Annotated in this window: 11 protein-coding genes; 9 read left to right on the forward strand and 2 right to left on the reverse strand. The window is 44.6% G+C overall.

Annotation, left to right across the window (positions count from 1 at the left end; all coding sequences use genetic code 11):
* Positions 1 to 603 precede the first annotated feature (603 nt).
* The 5 genes from BC792_RS15395 to BC792_RS15415 all read left to right on the forward strand — a co-directional run bounded on the left by BC792_RS15395 (position 604) and on the right by BC792_RS15415 (position 11,143).
* Positions 604 to 3,744 (forward strand): SusC/RagA family TonB-linked outer membrane protein, encoded by a 3,141-nt coding sequence (locus BC792_RS15395; protein ID WP_148909908.1) that lies wholly within the window; start codon positions 604 to 606, stop codon positions 3,742 to 3,744.
* A 19-nt stretch (positions 3,745 to 3,763) separates the two neighbouring features.
* Positions 3,764 to 5,278 (forward strand): SusD/RagB family nutrient-binding outer membrane lipoprotein, encoded by a 1,515-nt coding sequence (locus BC792_RS15400; RefSeq protein ID WP_148909909.1) that lies wholly within the window; start codon positions 3,764 to 3,766, stop codon positions 5,276 to 5,278.
* 558 nt (positions 5,279 to 5,836) lie between these two features.
* Positions 5,837 to 8,905, forward strand: coding sequence for a SusC/RagA family TonB-linked outer membrane protein (locus BC792_RS15405; RefSeq protein WP_148909910.1), 3,069 nt, complete (start codon positions 5,837 to 5,839; stop codon positions 8,903 to 8,905).
* A gap of 19 nt (positions 8,906 to 8,924) precedes the next feature.
* Positions 8,925 to 10,334 carry a RagB/SusD family nutrient uptake outer membrane protein gene (locus BC792_RS15410; RefSeq protein WP_170250050.1) on the forward strand — a complete coding sequence of 470 codons (1,410 nt, stop codon included), beginning with the start codon at positions 8,925 to 8,927 and terminating at the stop codon, positions 10,332 to 10,334.
* A gap of 539 nt (positions 10,335 to 10,873) precedes the next feature.
* Positions 10,874 to 11,143 (forward strand): PH domain-containing protein, encoded by a 270-nt coding sequence (locus tag BC792_RS15415; RefSeq protein ID WP_170250051.1) that lies wholly within the window; start codon positions 10,874 to 10,876, stop codon positions 11,141 to 11,143.
* 719 nt (positions 11,144 to 11,862) lie between these two features.
* Here the strand turns inward: BC792_RS15415 and BC792_RS15420 are convergent.
* A complete protein-coding gene (locus BC792_RS15420) occupies positions 11,863 to 12,678 on the reverse strand; it encodes a hypothetical protein (protein WP_148909913.1) in 816 nt (271 codons plus the stop codon).
* Positions 12,679 to 13,124: 446 nt separating this feature from the next.
* Between BC792_RS15420 and BC792_RS15425 the strand changes: the two genes are divergently transcribed.
* Positions 13,125 to 13,394, forward strand: coding sequence for a hypothetical protein (locus BC792_RS15425; RefSeq protein WP_148909914.1), 270 nt, complete (start codon positions 13,125 to 13,127; stop codon positions 13,392 to 13,394).
* Between the two features lie 435 nt (positions 13,395 to 13,829).
* On the opposite strand, the gene BC792_RS15430 is transcribed toward BC792_RS15425, so the two are convergent.
* Positions 13,830 to 14,891, reverse strand: a complete 1,062-nt coding sequence (locus tag BC792_RS15430; RefSeq protein ID WP_148909915.1) for an Mrp/NBP35 family ATP-binding protein — start codon at positions 14,889 to 14,891, stop codon at positions 13,830 to 13,832.
* A gap of 186 nt (positions 14,892 to 15,077) precedes the next feature.
* Here BC792_RS15430 and BC792_RS15435 point away from each other — a divergent pair, with 186 nt between their 5' ends.
* From BC792_RS15435 to BC792_RS15445, 3 genes are all read left to right on the forward strand, one after another.
* Positions 15,078 to 17,975 carry a ligand-binding sensor domain-containing protein gene (locus tag BC792_RS15435; RefSeq protein WP_148909916.1) on the forward strand — a complete coding sequence of 966 codons (2,898 nt, stop codon included), beginning with the start codon at positions 15,078 to 15,080 and terminating at the stop codon, positions 17,973 to 17,975.
* Between the two features lie 239 nt (positions 17,976 to 18,214).
* Entirely contained in the window at positions 18,215 to 21,334 is a 3,120-nt protein-coding gene (locus BC792_RS15440; protein ID WP_148909917.1) for a SusC/RagA family TonB-linked outer membrane protein, read from the forward strand.
* Positions 21,335 to 21,346: 12 nt separating this feature from the next.
* Positions 21,347 to 22,870 (forward strand): RagB/SusD family nutrient uptake outer membrane protein, encoded by a 1,524-nt coding sequence (locus BC792_RS15445; protein ID WP_148909918.1) that lies wholly within the window; start codon positions 21,347 to 21,349, stop codon positions 22,868 to 22,870.
* The last annotated feature ends 7 nt before the right edge of the window (positions 22,871 to 22,877 follow it).

Genomic DNA, 22,877 nt, shown 5'->3' on the forward strand with positions numbered 1-22,877 from the left:
ATGGTCGAAAAAACTCCTGAAACAACTTTCTCCGGACCAAACGACGAACCTAAATACAATAATCCGCTTATTTTATGACCAGTCATGGATAAATTGCCCATATCAACCGCTGGCGGCCTAGGCTAATCTCCTAAAACCATTACAGACCACAAGCCCATAATAAAACAAAGAAGGCGCCCTTTTTAGACGCCTTCTGCATTTTATACTTCCAGCCCGAACGATCACACAACGGCACTGGTCTCTTAGCGCATTGGATGTTACTTTATATTTAATGTTAAGAAGCCGTGAAATATCAATTTTGATTTGGAATTACCAATTTTTTATTGAAAAACAATATTATTTGTCGGAACAATAGTTTGTGTAACATTTTGTGTAAAAAAGTGATAAGAAGTATTGGATTTTTAAAAATATCATATATTTGTATTGTTTAACAAATTTTAACAATTTGTTCTTATAAGCGGCTATAAGGCTGCTGACGAGAGAAATATCTACTTAGGAATAACGCAGGGAAAACATCTACAGAAAATTTATAATAATCAACATCTACTTATTGTCGCCGGATTTTGGTTCCGGCATTGATACTTAACTAAACAAATAAAACACATGAAACAAAAATTACTCAGTTTAATTTTTGTGCTGACTTGTCTTATTGGACATACGTTTGCACAAGATCGTCTGGTGAGTGGAAAGGTGACTTCGGCGGCGGATGGTACTCCGCTCAGCGCCGTTTCGGTTGCTGTGGTCGGAACCTCCAGCGCTACGCAGACTGATCAGGATGGTAATTACACTATTCAGGTAGGAGAGGGTGCTACCTTGGCGTTTTCGTCTATAGGCTACCTAACACAGCGGATAGAAGTGGGCAGCAGAACTGTATTAAATGTGCAGCTGGCGGCCGATGAAACTGCTCTTGATGAAGTTGTTGTCACCGCTTTAGGTATACAACGGAACCGTAGAGACTTGGGATATTCTACGCAGCGCGTGTCCAGTCAGGAACTGACACAGGTAAACGCGGTGAATGTTGCAGGCGGATTAACCGGTAAAGTTTCCGGCTTGAACGTAACCGGTGTAAATAGCGGCGTATTTGAGAACGTGAAGATGAACCTTCGCGGTATCCGATCGTTGACCGGTAATAATAATCCGCTGTTGGTGGTAGATGGTGTTCCTATGGATCTGAATTTTTTACCCAACCTTAACCCAAATGACATTGAAAATGTGTCCGTATTGAAAGGTTCTGCTTCTGCTGCTATTTACGGTCCTGATGCACGCAATGGGGTTATCGTTGTTACAACCAAAAAAGGCAGCGATGTCCCTGTAATCACTGTTGGACATTCTACACAGTGGCAAAATGTTTCATTTTTCCCTGCGCTGCAAAAACAGTTTGGACAGGGATATGATGGTATAATCGATCCGATTGAAAACTGGTCCTGGGGGCCTGCATATGATGGATCGCAGGTTCAAATAGGAGATCCTCTCCCGAACGGAGATGTACAGATGGTAACGTACTCTGGTACAGACGAGCGAAAGAAGTTCTACGAAACCGGAGCAACCCATCAGACGGATGTTTCATTTGCCATGAAGGATTTCTTCTTGAGTGCTCAGGATGCTGTTATTAAGGGAATCGTGCCCAACGATAGAAATAGACGTACTTCCATACGATTGAATTCTGCCAGAGAATATAACAATTTCAGAGTAGGGTTGAATACAAACTACTCGCAGCAAAATTTTGATGTGTATGACGCGAGTGGCTCTGATGCGTATTTTTCCGCTCAGGGAGTTGGCGGGAACGATGGTTTATTTAACCAGCTGATCAATACTCCGGCGCATATACCGTTGACGTCTTATAAGGACTACAAGAATAACGTCTGGGCTCAGTACGACAACTGGTTTACGCACTACGGGCTTAACCCTTATTTTCAGGCGGGGAACTGGCGATCGGAAGGTAAGCGGCAGAACCTGATCACTAATTTGGACTTAAGTTATAAGGCGACTGACTGGTTGACGTTTCAGTACAGAGCGGGCTTAGTTTCCAGAAACCGGTCGGAGCGGAACCTTAGCCATGGTCATACCGTATCTCAATATGGTGCCGACAGAGATAAAACATCTGTTCCTGCTTCCATAGAGGAGTACAATTATAATGAAACACGCCTGTCATCAGATCTTTTTGCGCAGGTCGATAAGCAATTGGACGATGATTTTAAATTGGGAGCTATTCTCGGAACATATGTCAGACAGGTAGAATATCGGGGCACTTCTGTTGAGGCACCTACTTTATTAGTGCCAAACATATTCAATATCTCCAATAGGCTCGGAAATCTTAATGGAGAATCTGACGGATTTAAATCCAGACTGTTTTCTGTCTATGGTAACGTGTCCTTAAATTATAAAGGATGGGCGAACGTCGAGTTTACCGGAAGAACGGACAAAACGTCTTTACTGTCTGCTGAAAACAATACGTATTTTTATCCGGGGGTGTCAGGGGCTTTGGTGCTGACAGATGCGGTCGAAGGACTTAAAGGAAACGCGTTGTCTTATCTGAAGCTGAGAGCTGCATGGAACAAAACGGGTAATGCGGACATAACGCCATACACGCTATTTACTACCTATTCCCAGCCAGCCGATGGAGGGTTTCCGTACGGATCGGTTCCAGGTATGACATTGGGGAACACGGCATATTCTCCGGATCTTAAGCCTGAATTTATCAACAGTACAGAAGTAGGTGTGGAAACCGGATTCTTGAACGACCGTATCCGCTTAGAAGCTACCTATTTTTACCAGAGGAATACCGACCAGATCTTAGCAGTCAGGGTGTCTGATGCTACGGGCTTCCGTTCATCGTATCGTAATGCAGCTTCCTTTATTAATAAAGGTGTCGAACTTGACCTGAACGTGTCTCCGATTATTCGATTTGCCGATGGTGGGGTTCGTTTCAGAGCTAACGCCTTGTACAACGATAGTGAAATCACGTCGATATTCGACGAGCAGCAGCTGAACGAAATCGTGATTGGGACAAGCTACACCACAACCGGAAATTACGCAATAAAAGGCCAGCCTGCGTTTGTTTGGAAGGCGACAGATTATCTACGTGACGACCAAGGGCGGATCATTGTAAACCCGAACACGGGACGTCCTTCGTCTTCCAGCACGTTACAGACGTATGGACGTACGATGCCAAAATGGATACTATCGCTGAATCCATCAGTGGACTATAAATCATTTACGTTGTCAGCTTTATTTGAGCACAAAACCGGACATCAGGTGTCGTTTTTCGAGCTAGGTAGCTCGATGGCCTGGACGGGAGTTTCTGAGGCAACAGCATATAATAATCGGGAGCCGTTTATTTTACCGAACTCTGTAATCCCCGATCCTAATAATCCAGGGCAGTATATAGAAAATACGACTGCACGCATAGGTGAAAATGAAGAGATGTATAATCATTATACAGGCGAATATCGAACAGCTTCCCGCAACTTCCTTGTTGATGCGAGCAGCTGGCGGTTGAGAGAGTTATCTTTATCATATAATGTGCCTCAAGGTTGGTTGCAATCTAAACAGAGTGTATTGAAATCTTTATCGATTTCATTGGTAGGGCGTAACCTTGCGTTATGGTTGCCTAAGGAAAACAAGTACATGGACCCTGACTTTAACAGTTTCTTCGACGATGGAAGCAACTCCATGGGAATGGTCACAGCGACTTCTAATCCGCCGGTCAGAAATTACGGTTTTACAGTAAATGCAAAATTTTAATCATTAAAGAGGATTAAAAATGAGAAAGATATTTAATTTAGTTTTAGCAGCCTCTCTTTTAGTAACGGGAAGCTGTAGCGATAGTTTTTTTGATATAAACACTAATCCGAACAGGCCTACGGATGAGCACATTACACCTGACTTTTTGATGAGTTCGGTGGTGGCTAATACGGTGAAGAGGACTACCTCGACGTACGATTTTGCCGCCCACTGGATGGGATATTGGGCCAGAGGAAGTAGTTTTGGTCCCACACTCCCATTGGAGAACTACGATATTACATCTTCCTACGAAACTGGGCATTGGTCCGGGGTAACTCCGAACGCTGGATGGTACGACATTCTTTCGGATAACGAGGAGATGCAAAGAAAAGCTAGGGCGCAAAATCTCGATTTCTATGTTGGTGTAGCCAAAGTGATCAAATCGATTGGTTTTATGTACCTGGTAGATATGTATAACAATGTTCCTTATACGGAGGCCTTTAAGTTGGTTTCCGACGGTATTGTTGCGCCAAAGTATGACAAAGGAGAGGCTATTTACCAAGACCTTCTATTACAGTTAGACTCTGCTAGGATGATTTTTGCCAATAGTAGCTTGGAGGTTCCCGAAAGTGCGTCGACCGCAGATATTGTTTTTCACGGTGATGTCCAAATGTGGCGTAAATTGGTAAATACACAAACCCTTAGGTTATTGATCCACCAATCGCAAAAAGTGACAGATCCCTCGGCGCATATTTCAAAAATCGTAGCCGACGGCGCGGGCTTCCTCGGTGCAGGGGAGACTGCTTGGGTTAATCCAGGATATAGTAACGATCAGTATAAGGTAAATCCGATGTACGTTACTTATGTAAGAGATCATAACGGAAACCTGATTGACGGATTTAACCGCGCCAATAACCATCTTTTAGATAAATACCGCGATAATAGCGACATTCGTTACCAGTATGTATTTCTTCCAGCAACCAGTCCCATTGACGGCGTCCTTTGGGATGGGAACTACCTGGGCCAGGGTAATGAAGTTGGTAAAGGATCAACTAGCGAGTCGATCGTTATCGGAACAGGTTTAGTGTCCTCTCCATCGGACCCTGCGTGGTTATTTACTTCTGTTGAAAGTTTGTTTTTGCAGGCAGAGGCAGTACAGCGAGGCTGGATCTCCGGAAATCCGCAAACTGCATACGAGCGCGCAGTTCGGGAGTCTTTTATGTTTTTAGGCGTTGAAAATGGTGAAACGGAGGCTGCAACGTACCTAAGGAGACCTATCGCTTCGTGGTCTGCCGCGGCGAATAAGTTGGAGCTAATTATCAACCAGAAGTATTTGGCGTTACCGGGAATCAACAATTTCGAACCTTGGGTCGACTATAGAAGATTAGGTTATCCGACGGATGTGCCTTTGTCTAGAAATACGAGCATTGGTTCCCGCAGAATACCTTTAAGAATGCAATATCCGGCAAACGAATTCAGTTTCAACGCCACGAATGTTGAAGCTGAAGGAGACATCAATCCACAGACGGCGCGGATTTGGTGGGATGTTGATTAACAAAAACGTCGTAGTGAACACAAGGCCTCTAGGTATAAACCTAGAGGCTTTTTTTTTGCCCGTAAGCGATTGGTGCGCAAAACTTATACACTTTCAAACCGATTTACCATAATTTTAGACTACAGCCATTTGACGTGGTAAAATAATTTAGCGATTGCGATGAATAAAACGGTTTTACGGAGAAAAGCAAAGGATCATTTTAGAATTTTGAACAAAATGCAGTAAAAAGCATTTTTTTTCTTTGAAGTTGTTGTTCTACACATTATCTTAGCAAAAGTTAAAATTTAACAGTTATTAACAGTTTGCTACTAACTATCCTGTTAAGTTGTTATTTAACTAAAGAAACTACTAACTAAACAACACATGAAACGAACGGATTTAACTTTAATAAATATTTCCATGCGCTTATAGCAAAGGGTACCATTGTATTCTTTGTAGCATACCACTTGGGTTCTCCAAGATGGCTGAATTTAATTTGAATTTCTCGTTGCAAGTTTGCGATGTATTGCTACTATTAACCCCGAATTTGGGAAATTATTAACTAAACTAATAAAACACATGAAACAAAAATTACTCAGTTTTATTGTCGTGCTAACCTGTCTTATCGGACAGTCGTTTGCACAGACCCGACAAGTGAGCGGAAGGGTGACTTCAGCCAGTGATGGGACGCCCATCAGTGGGGCATCCGTGGTGATCGTTGGTGCGAGTTCGGCAACGCAAACCGATGGGAACGGAAATTACGTCATATCTGTCGCACCTAACGCAACGCTGTCATTCAGTTACGTTGGCTTTCACACTCGGCGCATTAATGTTGGCCAAGAAGCCATTATCAATGTACAACTGTCAGTTGACGAAACGTCTCTCGACGAGGTCGTAGTAACAGGTTATGGAACGACGACAAAATTACGGCAGACAGGGTCTACGGCTGTCGTACAGGCAAAAGACGTGGAACAAACTCCCTTCCCTTCTATCGATAGAGCTTTACAAGGTAAGGTTCCCGGGTTACAATCCACGGGAGGATCTGGACAACCGGGGTCTATGCAACAGGTGCGCATTAGGGGAGTGGGATCCATTTCGGGATCATCAGCGCCTCTTTACGTAATCGATGGTATACCTGTGAATTCAGGAGATCTTTCTAGAGCGACACCAACGGCGAACGTATTAGCTGGTATCAACCCTAACGACATTGAGAATATTACAGTGCTAAAGGATGCAGCTTCTACAGCAATTTATGGTTCTCGTGGTTCAAATGGAGTTATTTTGATCACCACGAAGTCTGGAAAGGCTGGAAGGACGAAGATTAGGCTCGATGCAGATTTCGGTACAGTTAAACCTGGAGTTTTTAATGACAGGACTCGGCCGTTAACTACGGAGGAGAATATACTGCTTACAGGGGAAGCATTGTTAAATAATCCGACTTACGTTAATGCATACAATTTAAGTTCAGACAATATTCGGGATTTCGTAATTGAGAATTTTGGTTTAGATCCGGCTATTAACACCAACTGGTATGACGAAGTAACTCGTACCGGAAACCAACAACAATATAATCTTTCGGTGGACGGCGGTAATGAGAAAACTACGTTTAATTTAGGCGGTGGTTATTTCAAACAGGCGGGGACGGTGCCGAAGTCAGATTTCTCAAGATACTCAGCTAAGATAAGCTTAAAACATAATCTAAACGACAAATTTACAATAGGAACAAATGCGATTCTTTCGACGTCAAATTTAAGAGGTCTATTAAATGGAGGAGCATTTGGTAACCCTGTTCTTACCAGCTTCTTTCTAATGCCTAGTCTTCCGGCCAGAAATGAAGACGGTAGCAATTATATAACAGGAGACTTAGCGCCGGGCGCAGGGTTATACAATCCTTTGGAAATTTTAGACAAAGATCGCCGTAGCAATAACACGCAAAAAGCTATTGGTTCCGTATATGCGGAGTACAAAATTTTGTCCAATTTAAAGCTTTCTTCGAAATATGGTATTGACTACAATAACATTGAGGAGGATTATTATAATAATCCAACGTACGGAGACGGACGTAATGTCGGGGGAAGAAGTTACCGGGATTATACACGCTATTTCAACTGGGTGTGGACAAACTTGTTAGAATATAATTGGGACATTGACGCGGACAATAACTGGGTCGCGAACGTAAAAGCTGGTTATGAGGCGCAAAAATCCCAAGCCTATACTTCATCGGTGGGGGTATATAACGTGCCATTAAATACCGATTATACGGTTCCGTCCGTTGGGGCGACGCCTATTACGGCCACTGGAACGCAGGATGATTATTCATTTGCTTCATTTCTTGCCTTAGGAGATGTCTCTTATAAAAATAAGTATGTGCTATCGGGAAGCTATCGTAATGATGGATCTTCTCGATTTGGTAGCGACAATCAATTTGGAAATTTCTGGTCATTAGGCGGAAGCTGGAATGTGGATCAGGAAGATTTTATGGAAGGAATTGGCGCGATAAGTGAATTGAAATTAAGATCATCATATGGTGTAACTGGTAACGCCGGAATAGGGAATAATGCATGGCGGACATTGTATGGCTACACAAGAACAACCTATAATTTTGTGTATGATGGAGCTATCGGAAGTGGTCCTACCCAATATGGTCTTAGTAACCTAACGTGGGAAAAGACAAACTCTTTTGATGTTGGTTTTGACATAGGGCTGTTCGACGGTCGCTTGCAAGCCACATTCGATTATTATAACAGGCAGTCAGAAGGGTTGTTGTATGCTGTTCCCGTTCCTTATTCAACTGGTTTCAACAGCTATGTTGCAAATTTTGCCGGTTTGCGAAACCGCGGTTGGGAGTTGGCTGTGAATGGTACACCGGTGAAAACGGATGACTTTCAATGGGATTTATATTTTAATATTTCTGTAAATAGAAATAAAACGACGAGACTGGTGGGCGACGAACAGGTGTCAAATCCTTTCATTCGGAAGGTAGGAGAAGATTATTTCTCATACTACTTACCTCAATGGGCAGGAGCTGATCCTGAAAATGGAGATCCCCTTTGGTACACCGACGAGTCAAGAACAGAAACGACGAACGTATATAGCAATGCGAAACGTGTACTTTTGGGAAAATCGGCTTTGCCTAAAGCCTTCGGTAGCTTTGGTACGACATTGAACTACAAAGGGGTAGGGCTCGACGCTATGTTCTACTATAATTTTGGAAATTATATTTATCAAGGGTTTTACTCCTATCAAAATAGTGGAGGTGCATACTATGGATCATATAATCAGAGCGCTCTTGAGTTGGACCGCTGGCAAAATCCGGGTGATGTCACCGATGTTCCGCGCCCGGTCTATGGGGGAAATAGGAACTCCTTCGGTGCGTCTGATCGTCTGTTGAAAAAAGGCGACTTTATCCGTCTTCGTGATATCACCTTGAGTTATAGTCTTCCTTCTACATGGATGGAGAGGGCTAAGTTGACTAATGTACGAGTCTATGTGAGAGGCTCCAACTTATGGACTTGGGTAAAAGATGACACTTTGCCATTTGACCCAGAGGCGGGCTCTTCTGACGTAGCAGGAGGAACGCAAGGTGTTACCAACTTTGATATATTTATTCCAAAGACGTTCACTTTCGGAGTTAATGTCGGTTTTTAAAAGTAAAAAGACTATTAAGATGAAACTTAGATTTAAAAGTATATTATTAGTAGGGATTATATTGGGCGGACTATTAAGCTCGTGCAGTAAGGATTTCTTGGATCAGCCGCCGTACACTTCTGTACCAGCTGAGGAAGCATTATTAACAGAGGCAGACGCCCTATCTGCGTTAACAGGTTCATATGCGGGGCTCCGCGTTTTTGATCTTTACGGAAGAACAATTCCGCTGATAGGCGATCTATGGGCCGATAACGTGCTGATTTCAACACGGAATGCGGGACGGTATACCGAGATATTCAATAACAATTTTGTGGAGAATAATCAATGGTTTACCGGGCTGTGGCAGAACGCTTATCGGGTAATTAATAGGGCAAATAATATTATTCATTCAACGCCAACAGGTAGCGAGGCGAACATTAACCAATACAAGGGTGAGGCATATGCAATACGCGCCTTGTTATACTTTGAACTCGTGAGATTTTTTGCTCGTCCGTATACGGACAACCCTGCTGGCCCAGGTGTTCCTTTAGTGCTTGCTTTTGATATCGACGCTAAGCCGGCGCGAGCGACAGTAGAGGAAGTTTATACACAAATTTTAGCAGATTTAGATCAGGCCTATTCGTTGATGACCTTGGCGCCCAGTACGGGACGTTTTTCGAAATATGCCGCTAGGGCGTTAGCCGCTAAAGTAAATTTACATAAAGGCACGCAGGCATCTTACCAATTGGCTTTCGATTATGCAAAGGACGTGATCGACAATAGCGGTGTCGACATCGTGCCTGCATCGAATCTTGTTAGTTATTGGGAAGCGACCGGTTCACAGTCTTTAGGGACAGAGACCCTTTTAGAAATTGTGTCGGATCAAATTGACAACGCAGGATTTGATGAACTTCCTTACTTTTTCGGGCAACAAGGGTATGGTGATGGCCTATCACAGAAGGCTTTATATGATTTATATACAGCTACTGACGTGAGAAAGGAACTCATCATTGTCGGAACAAGAACTAGGGCGGAGAACCCGGCTTTTATAATTAATAAGTACCCAGACTTAGTAAATTATGGAGCTAAAAAGATCTTAAGGATCTCTGATGTTTACCTGATTGCGTCTGAGGCCGCGTATCGACTTAATCAAGAAAACGTTGCAAAGGGGTTTCTTTCCGACTTGTTAGCAGAGAGAGATCCGGCCGCAGAAGTTACCGAATCGGGTGCAGCGCTTTTTGAAAGAATAATTTTAGAACGTAGAAAAGAACTTGCATTTGAAGGCGACAGGTACCATACGCTGAATAGACTGAAGCGGGATATCACAGGCCGGGTTCCAAGCCAGGCAACCGAGATTCCGTATTCGGATTTCCGCCGTGTTGCGCCGATACCTCAGGCCGAGCTTGATCGAAATAGCAACCTTGAGCCAAATGATGGGTGGCGACAATAATCATGACTAAAGAAGGAAACCGCCTCATAAGTGATGACTTATGAGGCGGTTTTTAGTTTTATAGTCGACGAGGGGAGCAGAGGCCACACGGAGGGAAACAGTACAACCAATCTGGACGGCGGAGCTGCTATCCTTTACTCCTTTAGATCGAAATCGGCGGGAATGTCGCGGAACTTTATTCGGTGAAGAACTCTCAAAACATCCTATATGGTTTTCTTAAATAGTGTTATTTGACGCTGGAAGTGTCTCCGGACGAATCAAAGGAGTTGAACGAGCAGAAGTGGAAATAACCTTTCATCTTCTATAATAAAAGGAGAAATCGGCTACCCAAATTATGGGAAGTTGATTTTCAATATTTTTGTCAATTTAAATATGAACTATGTCCCAATCTATTTTCAAAGTTAATGTAGGCAAAGAGAGCTATATATGGCTTTTTGTTGTAGGTATATTATTTGGTGTGATTCGATTCAGTAGTATACGGAATGGTGTTTATCTTTCCTCGGTAATTGCGTTATTCGTTCTTGCCTTAATATGGTATTTTGCGTTTTTACTACGCAAATTATGAAATTTCTAACGATAGACTTTTAGTCAAAACGCTTGAAGGGCAAAAAAAAATTGATATAGAAAGTATCCGTAAAATTGAAAAAGGAAACTCCATTTGGACCAGCGGGTTTTTCTATTTCTGGTATCCTTATCAAAAAGGACTGAATATTCATTACGGTCATGAAGAGATTTTTGTCAATCCAAAGCAACGGGAAGAATTCATTAGTAAATTATTGGAGATAAACCCTTCAATTGAAATCAATTAAGCTGGATTTTCCACCATATTGATTATTTATTGCCAATATACTGACCTCTTGGGCTACTTTGCCTGCGATGTTTTAGGAACGAATATGACGGTCACGGGAACAGTGACAAAACGGTGACGGCGGATAGAGGATACCGGGGAAGATGGTTGATAGGAACCACAAAGAACCAGATACCCAAGCCATTCAACGCTAAACAGAGCAGGTATGAACAGCAGAAACTCAAAAGGCACACCGAAAAAGAGTCCATAGAACCCGTTATCGACCATCTGAAATCAGATCATTGTGCAGGACGCAGCTTTTCAAAGGGATCTTCAGAGATAACATCAACATTATGCTGGCTGCCGCCGCATTCAACTTCAAAGGATGATGAATTGTATACGGTATCTTATTCTACGATTTTTTTACGATGGTGGGATAACCGCCGTAAGGCATATTTCGGTAGTGCACGGATAAATATGCCTTTTACATTTTACGTTACAGAACAGTTCAAAGCAGGACTCTTCCAAGTTACCAGGAGATATGCAATGCTCTTCCTTTGAAAAGATGGCTTTGGATTTGTTTTCGAATAGCACGGTCTATCCTGATTCAACTGTAATTCCCGTAATATTATGATATTTAAGGATTGTGATCCTATGAAGTTATGATATTTATTAGTTAATTCCCAGATATTCCTACAGATTCTTCTACTAGCCAAACTGACGAATATCGCTTTTTATACTTTACCTTTCACTTCTCAATTTTGCCAGACCCTTAACAAAACCGAACTCCCGATACTTCTCTGGCATCGCGTCGATGACCGGTTTAAAAGACTGATAAAGCTCTTGGCTCGTTACCCGACTAAGCAATATAAACGGTACAACAACCTGATCAGCGTGGGCAATTAAAAACTGTTGTTCTTCCGCTTCGAATTGTGGTAAGATCTTGTTTCCCCATAGCGTCTTTAGTTGTTGGTTAACAGTAGCAGCTTGCTGCAAATCGCCTCTGTCATTATAGTGGTAAAGTAAGTTTTGCAAGCTATCGCGCTGATGCTGGAACTGCTGTCTATACCGTTGTAGCATCGATTCATAAACCTCGTACGATTTCGCTTGCTTTCCTCCCACTTCAACGGATGGTGTGATATTGCTTTCGTTGGATAGTAATTGTTCTTCGATTTCTTCCTTCGTGATATTATCGGGTGTGTATAGCCGTATAGTTCCACCTTCTCTCGGGTCAATAAAGACGCGCTTTTGCAAGGAATAATACGACGGGTTGTCCAATGTATGCGGGCGAAGGCGCTTAAACTCGTTAGGACTAATTACGTCCCGGTCCCACATCACGGTAAGTAAATGAATGCCATACGAAAGGGAATCCAGTACAATTTCACCACGTAATGTATCTTCATAAACCTGTGTGCCATTGGAAAGGTTGAATACAGAGACAGTTTTATCACCTTCTATTGGTATATCAACGCGTAAGCTCACTTCGTTACGTGAAAAACTACAGGAGGCAAAAACATATATAAAAAATAAACAGGCGGATTGTATTGCATTTTTCATTGTTTGCGGTTAATATTTTTAAAGCACACTGCTTAACTTTGGTTGTTCTTCTATAAAGTTACGGATATTTTAGAAATTACCCTGCTGATCTCAGGTAAAACCGTATTGTCGGTTAACAGGAAAAGGTCTGGGTGTATGTCGCTTGCATAGACAGTCACGCGTTTGTGGCAAAAGCGTATCATTTTTTTCAATTTTATTAGTGGTTTTCCAAGGTGATAAATGTTGAAAAAATGAACGGCGGACGCAATTGCGGCCAGCGCGGAAGTAATTTCGTCCGCGTTGGACTACTTTACAGGTGACGTCCACGACTCTTCCTCGATGGTGCACTACTTTACCTGAGGTGCCGACGCACTTACGTCTGTTCTCGATGTATTTGCATCCGTGGCGGATGCTATGCCTTCCGTCTTCGAGGACTTCTCCTGCGCTGCGGAACTCCTCTCTCCGTCATGAATGTAATGACAGCCAGAGCTGATGTGTTTACTTCCGCTACTGAACACCTTCTGTCAGTCGTTGTTGTTATGTCCTCCAGTGCTGACGTTATTACGTCCAGTACGGAAGCAATGACCTCAAACGCGGAAGTACTTACGTCAGATGTGGAAGTAATTAAGTCAACCGTGGAGGTAATTCCGTCGAATGTCCAAGTGATTACGTCCGGCGTCAACAGTATAACCTCTACGGCCGATAGATTTAGGCCGACGTTCGACATCATTACGTGAACCGTTCAAGACATTACTTCCGATAAGAACGACATTTCCTCCGGCACGGAGGAAATGTCGTCGGTTGTACACGTAAGTTCGTCTGTATCCATGTAATGTCTTCCGCATTCCACGACATTACGTCCGTTGTGGAGTACTTTACGTCGAACGTCGACGTAAAGTACTCCAGAGTCGTTGAGGTTACGTCCGCACGATTTTTTGGTTTTTTTTCTTTCGGGGAGATATTAATATGTTGATTTTCAGCCAATTGTTATAACGTCGAACTTTGCTATATAAACGGGGCTGTCCATCGAAGCAATATTTTGGGTGCTCGGGGTGCTTCTATCATTTAAGTTGATAAGGTGTTTTTTGTTGAATTATTATGTGCGTTGACCTCTTCTCTAACCCATCTCACTTCATACGCCTATCAAATCGCGCAATTCTCACACATTTTAACTAAACCTTACTGGCCAAAATACTCAGCTCCTGTGCTACGCGTCCGGCTATCTCCTTGTAAGCTTGAGATATCGGCTCGTCCGCGTCGAGTAGGATCGGAAAACCGTTGTCGCCGGCGTCTGCCACCGCTTTGACTAGTGGAATCTCTCCTAAGAATGGGACATTGTTACTTTCCGAAAGGCGTTTTCCCCCGTCTTTGCCAAATATGTAGTACCTATTGCTTGGAAGTTCTGCGGGCGTAAAGTACGACATATTCTCCACTACGCCTAAAATAGGAATATTGATGCCTTCCATCTGATACATACCAATACCTTTGATAGCGTCGGCCAAGGCCACATGTTGGGGCGTCGTAACAATCACCGCTCCCGAAATCGGATAAGACTGTGCCACCGTAATATGGATATCACCGGTGCCGGGAGGCATATCGACGACTAGATAATCCAGGTCGCCCCAGTGCGTGTCGCCAAACAGCTGCTTAATTGCGGAGGTCGCCATCGGTCCGCGCCACGGAATAGGCTGATTCGGATCGGTGAAAAAGCCGATAGAAAGCAGCTTTAAGCCGAATTTCTCTAACGGTAAGATCTTTGTCTTTCCCTGAGGCGTTTGTATCGACTCGGGGCGTGCTCCTTCCAGTCCGAACATAATAGGCAACGAGGGCCCGTAAATATCGGCATCGAGCAGGCCGGTTTTCGCTCCCGTTTCGGCGAGCGCCAAGGCTAAGTTGGCCGCTACGGTAGATTTACCGACGCCGCCTTTCCCCGACGACACCAATATAATGTTTTTAATATCTTCCAGCTGAGCAGACTCGGTGCTAACCACCCTGGATGTCATGTTGATGTCTACTTCTACGTCTTTTCCGATGAACAGCGCGATGGCATTACGGCAGGCGTGCTCAATATGTCCTTTCAACGGGCAGGCCGGCGTGGTTAAGACGACATCAAACTTTACTTTGTTGGGGAGAATCTCTATATGCTGAATCATGTTTAGCGTCACCAGATCTTTCTTTAAGTCGGGCTCTTCTACATGACTTAATGCGTGCAGTACTTGTTCTTTTGTAATCATGGCAAAAGTTTATTCTGCGCAAATTTACGCATTGAAAAAGATAATCCTGTCATCCGTTTGTTGTTAAGCCAAATTGTCCCGTTAAACGTATTTTGTTATCTTAGTCGGTCAGCTTCAATTTCCGTGCATAGAAGTGGCGGCAAATTATACCATTAAATGACCGGTGAAGATATTACCTAAATAAAAATGAGCAAATACATCTATATCCTTTTATTGTTTTGGCTACCGCTCGGTCAAACTGGCGTCGCCCAGCGGACAATAGGCGTACCGAAGATCATAAACTATGCAAGCAAAGTGTATGGCAGCGGAGTACAGAATTGGGACGTGACGCAGGACGAGAATGGGATTATGTACTTCGGCAATAATGAAGGATTATTATCCTTCGACGGACGTTATTGGCGTGTCTATCCGTTACCGAATGCCACGATCGTGCGATCGGTATGTGCGGATCAAAACGGGCGGATTTATGTGGGCGGGCAGGACGAAATGGGCTATTTCGAGGCGGATGAAAAAGGTTCATTAACGTATCATTCACTCATTGGCAAAATACCGCAGCGCGAGCGGCAGTTTGCCGATATATGGCATATCGAGCGACTTGGTAACCACATTTTTTTTCAGGGAAACAAGCACATCTTCCATTACTATCAAGATCAGATTGTTGTAGATAAGCCTCACAGCAGCTGGCAGTATATGGCTTCCGCTAGCGGTATGCTGTACGCTCAGGATATGGAGAAGGGCATGATGCGGTACGAAGGCGGTGTCTGGAAGTCGTTGGGCTCACGTGCATCGCTCCCACACGGCGCCGTGATTATGGGAATGACTACCTACAGCAAGGATACCCTATTGATAGCAACGATAAAAGATGGCCTTTTCTTATTGGATAACGATGGTCTTCATCCTAAGGCTACGTCGGTAGACGGACAGTGGGCCACAAACCGTATCTCGAGCGTTCATGCCTTGGGGCAGGGGTTGTTTGCAGTGGGGATGTATCCCGGCGGAATGCTGATTATGAATAAAGAAGGAAGGGTCATACAGCGGTACCGCTATGGTGAAGGCCTGCAGACAAACAATGTCCGCGACATCTTTAAAGATAGGAACGGCAACCTGTGGCTTGCGTTGGACGACGGGATAGATTATATAGCTACCCGTAGCGCGATAACCTATATTTATCCAGACAACGACACCAAAAGCGGTACCTATACGCTACGGGTTTTTGATGGCCGACTTTATGTCGGTACCTCCAATGGTTTATATGTCACAGCGTATAGGAGGGATGTACCGGATAATATCGGCATGTCGGAAGCACGGTTTGAGAAAGTGCGACGGAGTGACGGACAAGTATGGTCTATTCACGACATAAATGGAAGGCTGCTCGTGGGGCATGAGGACGGCAGCTTCGAGGTAAGAGACGGCGGCTTACATCCGCTCCATACCGCCACAGGAATCTGGACATACCGCTCCACTTCGCGTGTCTTCCCATCCCGAAATATCATCGTCGGCTCCTATCTTGGTTTACGACATCTTCTATTCGATGGTGAGCACTTTGTTGACAACGGACAGATAGCCGGCTCGTACGAAACCCTTAGATTTGTTTGCTATGACGACCGTGAAAATGTTGCTTGGGTCTCTCATCCATATCGGGGCGTTTTTAAGCTATCTTTATCGTCCGACTTTAAAAAGATTACAGATCAGAAGCGATACGATACGGGAGGCGGGCTGCCGTCGATGCTGCATACGTATGTCTTCTTTATACGCAATGAGGTTTTGGTCTCAACTCCACAAGGTATCTTCGTTTACAATGCCGCGAATGATACGTTTGAGCCGTCAGAACGATATCGCTCTCTTCATATTCCTGTTCAGTACATGACGGAAGACAAAATGGGAAACGTGTGGTTTGCAAGCAACAAAAGACTAGGTGTGCTGGATTTTTCGCGGCCGGCCGGCGACCGGCCGTTTACGGCATTTTACTTTCCGGAGCTGAACGGCGAAATATTAGGAGGTTTCGAGTCGGTCTACGTGCACGATTTGGAAAACGTGTTTATCAGTGGGCAAAAGGGGGGAATCCTTCTTAATTATAACGCTTATCAGCAGCGGGCTGTTAAGCCTAAGGTACTGCTTCATTCGGTAAAGGCCTTTGACGGCGACAAGAAAGAGCAATTAATTTTCGGGGGATATAAAAGCGGTAATGACATCTATCCTAGGCTCGGTTATGCCGCTAACTCATTACAGTTTAGCTTTAGTTCGCCCATGTATGAGCAGCAGGAGCAGGTGGAGTTTAGCTACGTGCTGGAGGGACTGGAGACGCGCTGGTCGACTTGGAGTAATCGAAGTGAGAAGGAATACACGAATCTGCCGGCCGGCGATTACGTCTTTAAAGTAAAATCGCGCAATGGCATGGGGAACGAATCAGACGTATATGCATTTTCGTTCCACATAGCACCGCCTTGGTATGCCCACCCGTTAAGCTACATTGCGTATGCGCTTTTGGTTGTGGCCCTGATGTGGTGGCTGCTCAATATGCAGCGTAAAAAACTGAGAGAAAGACATCAGGGCGAACTTCGCCTCAGACAGCTGGAAATAGAAAAGAAGGAAAAAGAGGTGATCAAGCTACGTAATGAAAAACTGGAAGCCGAACTAGGCTTTAAAGACAGGGAACTGGCAAACCTGACCATGAATATTATACAGCGTGGAGAAGTGCTGAACAAAATTAAGGATAACGTTACGCACACGATGCAGCGCCTGGAAGATAAAGAAGCGCAGCAGAATTTCAGGCAACTGATCCGCCTGATCCGATCCGCAGAAAAAGCCAACGAAGACTGGAACAAATTTAACGCGCATATCCATCACGCCAACGAGAATTTCTTCCAACGGCTTAAACAGCACCACCCCGATCTGACGGCGAACGAGTTAAAACTATGTGCGCTGCTGAAGATGAACCTCCTCTCCAAAGAGATCGCTCAATTGATGCACGTCACGGTCAAAGCTGTGGAAGTAAGCCGATACCGCCTGCGTAAAAAGCTTAAAATCGATTCCGAGGTCAATCTTTACGACTACTTGATGCAATATACGAAGGCTGATGGTTAACAGGTTTCTGCCGAAACTTTTATTATCCTTATTTTCAGTTGTTTATAACGAGGCTGTAGCGTTTTTGTAGGGGCTTTTTGGCTTAAATTGGGACCTCTTCGTGTTCTCTGTAGAGGTGATTGTAGTCTTACAAAAAGTAGGTGTGATCCGTCATAAGCCTAATTTTGACAGATGTTTCCCAGACTATCGGGTTAACAATGACCAAAGATTTTATAAACCATGTTAAATGATTTCAGCTTATGAGAATTAGAATTTTACATGCATTCATGTTGCTCTGTATGTGCTTTTCTGTTGTGGCTGTTGCCGCACAATCCATACAGGTGCGTGGACGGGTTACGTCCACCGTTACAGGTGAGCCCTTGGCGGGTGTCACTGTATCTGTGCGCGGAAGTTCCGTAGCAACAAGTACGGATGCGTCGGGGCGGTACGAACTGACTGTGCCCGAGGGACGGACAACCCTGGTATTTACGCAGCTGGGTATGCGTACTGCCGAGGTGAGCGTGACGGCCGGCGGGACCTATGATGTGCAGATGCAGGAGAACCAGGACGAATTAGAGGAAGTAGTTGTGGTAGGATACGGAACGCAGAAGAAAAGCGTCGTCACGGGAGCCATCAGTAGCGTAAAGGCGAGCGATCTGGAAACGATGCCTGTCACGCGTATTGAACAGTCGCTGCAAGGACGTACTTCCGGTCTGACGATTGCAGCAAACTCCGGACAACCGGGGTCGGCTGCTACAATCCGTGTCCGGGGTATTACGACCTTCGGTAATAATAATCCGTTGTGGGTAGTTGACGGTGTAGTCGTAGATGCGGGGGGGATAAGCTACCTTAATCAATCGGATATCGAGTCGATTGAAGTGCTCAAAGACGCATCCTCTCAAGCAATTTACGGGGCACGGGCAGCAGCCGGTGTTATCTTGGTTACGACAAAGAAAGGTGCTACAGGTACGCCTAGAATTAATTATAATACCTTTATAGGAACGTCCGCTCCGGCACGGAAGCTAAGTTTATTGAATGCTGCGGAATATGCTACACTACGCAATGAATCGGCGGTGGCAGCAGGTGGCTCTATCCTCTTCAGTGATCCACGATCTTTGGGGGAGGGAACGGATTGGCAAGAAGAAATCTTTAACAGGAATGCGTTTCGGCAAAACCACGAAGTAAGTGTAAGTGGTGGAAATGACGTGTCGACGTTCTACAGCTCCTTTGGCTATCTTTCACAAGAGGGTATCGTAGCTTCGGAAATATCGAATTACAAGCGCGTAAATATTCGACTCAACTCCGAACATAAGATTGCCAAATGGTTGACCTTGGGGCAAAACTTAGGCTATTCGCACGAACGGAGTCAGGGTATTGGCAATACCAACAGTGAATATGGTGGGCCTCTTTCGTCAGCCATCAACCTCGATCCTATCACGCCGGTTATCGAAACCGATCCGGATGTCTTAAACGATCCGGATAGACCATATCTTACAGAAGCGGTGCCAAGGGATGCTTTTGGTAATCCATATGGAATATCTACCCTTGTATTGCAGGAAATGACGAATCCGTTGGCGTATATGCAAACCCGGTTGGGAAACCACGGATGGTCTGATAATATAGTCGGAAACGTATATGGCGAGATTAAACTGATGGAAGGCTTGAAAATACGGTCTACATTGGGCTCGAAACTTTCGTTTTGGGGGGACGAAAACTTTACGCCGGTACATTATCTGAACAGCTTGGTCAAAAGAGACGAAAATAGTTATGCCCGTGCAAACCATAGAGGTTTCGACTGGAATCTGGAAAACACAATTTCCTATACCCGTAGTATCGAAGAACATAATTTCACGATATTGCTAGGACAGGGAGCGTATTATGACAATCGGGCTAGAGGTCTTAATGTAACCTATTTCGGTCTACCAGTCAATAATTATGAAGATGCGTCCCTCAACTACAATTTGCCGTCCGATCAAAGGGAAGCGACGGGATACGAAAACGTTGGACATACGGTGTCATCTTTATTTGCCCGTGTCAATTATAACTATCAAGAGAAATACCTAGCAGAGGGGTTGGTGCGTCGCGATGGATCTTCCCGCTTCGGATCCAATAATAAATATGGGGTGTTTCCTTCCTTTTCTTTGGGGTGGGTTGTAAGCAGGGAAGACTTTCTCGCTGATAATCCCTACATCAATATGCTTAAGATCCGGGGAGGTTATGGTGTGGTCGGTATCGATAATATCGGTGATTTTGCCTACCTCTCGACCATCGGAGGCGGAAGAAATTATACGATCGGTACAGGCGATATGCCCACGATAGGGTATAGTCCGAATGCGCCTTCCAATCCGGATTTGCGCTGGGAACAAACAAGCCAGACCAACATCGGATTGGAGGCGACGCTCCTGAGAAAGTTTAATGTGACTTTCGACTGGTACAAGAAGGTAACAACTGGTATTCTACAGAATCCCCGTATTCCATTTTATGTGGGCGCTGTTGGGAATCCTGCCGCTAATGTAGCGGATATGGAAAACACCGGGGTAGAACTGGAATTGGGGTATAACGATAAAATAGGGGAGGTTCAATTCTCGCTGAACGGAAATGTTTCCTATTTAAAAAACAAGGTAACGGATATTGGGGCAGGAGTCAGCTTTATAAATGGGGAGCGGTTTCAGGCATCCAGCTATGAGATTACGCGGACCAGCGTGGGACATGCTTTCAATTCCTTTTATGGATTTCAGACCATGGGTATCTTCCAGAATGAGGCCGAGATAAACGCCTATACCCATACTGACGGCCGGGTTATCCAGCCAAATGCCCGCCTCGGAGATTTCAAATGGGCAGATCTGAATGGAGACGGCGTCATTAACGAAAATGACCGCACGTTTATCGGAGATCCTACACCAAACTGGTCGTTCGGTTTTACCTTAAACCTAGCCTGGAAGAATTTAGACGCAGTCATTTTCGGACAAGGTGTTGCCGGAAACAAAATTTTTCAAGGTTTACGTCGATTGGATGTAAACAATGCTAACTATGCTAAGCAGGCGTTGGGTAGGTGGACAGGCGAAGGGTCTTCCTATACTTTCCCACGTTTAACGGATGCCGATGATAATAACAATTTCACGAACCCATCCGATTTCTATTTAGAGGATGGAAGCTATTTCCGCTTCAAGACCGTACAGCTGGGATATACCTTGCCAAACGGCTGGACGAGGCGGATCAGTTTGCAGAAAGCGCGGATATACGTTATGGCCGAAAACCTTCTTACGTTTACGCGTTATTCCGGTTTTGATCCGGAGATTGGTGGAGGTGTCATGAGTATAGACCGCGGCGTTTATCCGCAGGCTAGATCATTCATGGTTGGACTTAATGTTGCATTTTAAAAAAGATCACAAATGAAACGATATATTAAATCATCTGTCCTATTAACCGGCATCCTGATTTTGGGGCTGCAATCCTGTTCAGACAGCTTTTTGGAGCTTAAGCCTAGAGGGACCGATTTGGAGGAAAATTATTATAAGAACGGGCAGGAAGCCTACAATGGCCTGGTTGCCATTTACGATGTGGTGGGATATCAAGCTGCAAATTATACGACAAAAATACTCGCTACTTCTGCTGCGTCGGACGACCACTATGCAGGGGGCGGCGGTTCTTCGGATCTTCCACATCTGCAGGCTTGGTCAAATTATTCGCTGACGCCAGCGGTGGGCCCGCAAGAAGATCTTTGGCAACGAAATTACATGGGCATTATGCGTGCCAATGTATTATTGCAAAAATTACCAGATATCCCGATGAGCGAACAGGAAAAAGCGCGATTTACGGCTGAATCGAAAGCATTGAGAGCTTATTTTTATTTCGATCTCATCCGCTATTTCCGCAATGTCCCATTGATCGAAGCGCCCTTAGCAGGAGACGAGATATACCAGGTAACGCAGGCTGATCCTGCCGATGTATATGCATTGATAGAAAAAGACCTGAACGAGGCAATACCTGATCTGCCGTTAACCGTTTCGCGCTTAAATGAAGCAGGGAGGTTTTCCCAAGGCACGGCTAAGGCCATTTTAGGAAAAGTATATCTGCAGCAGGAAAAATTTACGCAAGCTGCAGCACACTTCGCCGATGTGAACGGAACACCTGGTCAAAGTAGTCCTTACGGTTACCGGTTATTGGAAAATTATGGAGATATCTTCCAGGTGGAGAATAAATTCAATGCCGAATCTATCCTGGAAATTTCGTTTACGAATACGTCTGTTGGCGATTGGGGATGTATTCAGTGTACGGAAGGAAATATACTGAATATCATGATTGGCCCCCGTAGCTACGGACAGGGTGCCGGAGCGCCCGATTATGTAGCGGGTTGGGGTTTTTTACCGATAACACAAAATTTGGCAGATGTAATGCGGAATGACCCGCGATATCCCCATACAATTATTGATATGAACCAGCTGGTAGCGGAAGGAAAAGCTTCCTACACGCCGGGCTACATGGATACGGGATATTTCCTAAAAAAATATGCTGGTAGGGAATCTAATCGTTGGAGCGGCGCGGGAACATACGAACTCAATTTTCCTCAAAATATCTACGAAATCCGTTTGGCAGACACCTACTTGCTGGAAGCCGAAGCATTAGTAAGAGGTGGGGGAGACGCCACGCGTGCCGGCGCTCTGTTAAACGCCGTGAGGCGTCGGGTAGGACTGGATCCTGTATCGGCCACCATCGAAAACATCAAGCGCGAGCGTCGACTGGAATTGGCCGGAGAAGGACATCGCTGGTTTGATCTTGTACGTTGGGGAGATGCCCCGACAGCACTTGGAGACAGAGGCTTCGTTGCGGGTAAACACGAAGTGTTGCCTATTCCGTTATTGGAATTGGATAATACCCTCTTGGAACAAAATAAAGAATACGGTGGAACAAAATAAAAAGTGG

This window comes from Sphingobacterium allocomposti, assembly GCF_008124885.1.
GTDB lineage: Bacteria > Bacteroidota > Bacteroidia > Sphingobacteriales > Sphingobacteriaceae > Sphingobacterium > Sphingobacterium allocomposti.

Bases quoted from the DNA above. Each gene is read 5' to 3' on its own strand.
- BC792_RS15425 (WP_148909914.1), top strand. From the start codon at position 13,125: ATGAATGTAATGACAGCCAGAGCTGATGTGTTTACTTCCGCTACTGAA.
- BC792_RS15420 (WP_148909913.1), bottom strand. From the start codon at position 12,678: ATGAAAAATGCAATACAATCCGCCTGTTTATTTTTTATATATGTTTTT.
- BC792_RS15405 (WP_148909910.1), top strand. From the start codon at position 5,837: ATGAAACAAAAATTACTCAGTTTTATTGTCGTGCTAACCTGTCTTATC.
- BC792_RS15410 (WP_170250050.1), top strand. From the start codon at position 8,925: ATGAAACTTAGATTTAAAAGTATATTATTAGTAGGGATTATATTGGGC.
- BC792_RS15435 (WP_148909916.1), top strand. From the start codon at position 15,078: ATGAGCAAATACATCTATATCCTTTTATTGTTTTGGCTACCGCTCGGT.
- BC792_RS15440 (WP_148909917.1), top strand. From the start codon at position 18,215: ATGAGAATTAGAATTTTACATGCATTCATGTTGCTCTGTATGTGCTTT.
- BC792_RS15400 (WP_148909909.1), top strand. From the start codon at position 3,764: ATGAGAAAGATATTTAATTTAGTTTTAGCAGCCTCTCTTTTAGTAACG.
- BC792_RS15430 (WP_148909915.1), bottom strand. From the start codon at position 14,891: ATGATTACAAAAGAACAAGTACTGCACGCATTAAGTCATGTAGAAGAG.
- BC792_RS15395 (WP_148909908.1), top strand. From the start codon at position 604: ATGAAACAAAAATTACTCAGTTTAATTTTTGTGCTGACTTGTCTTATT.
- BC792_RS15445 (WP_148909918.1), top strand. From the start codon at position 21,347: ATGAAACGATATATTAAATCATCTGTCCTATTAACCGGCATCCTGATT.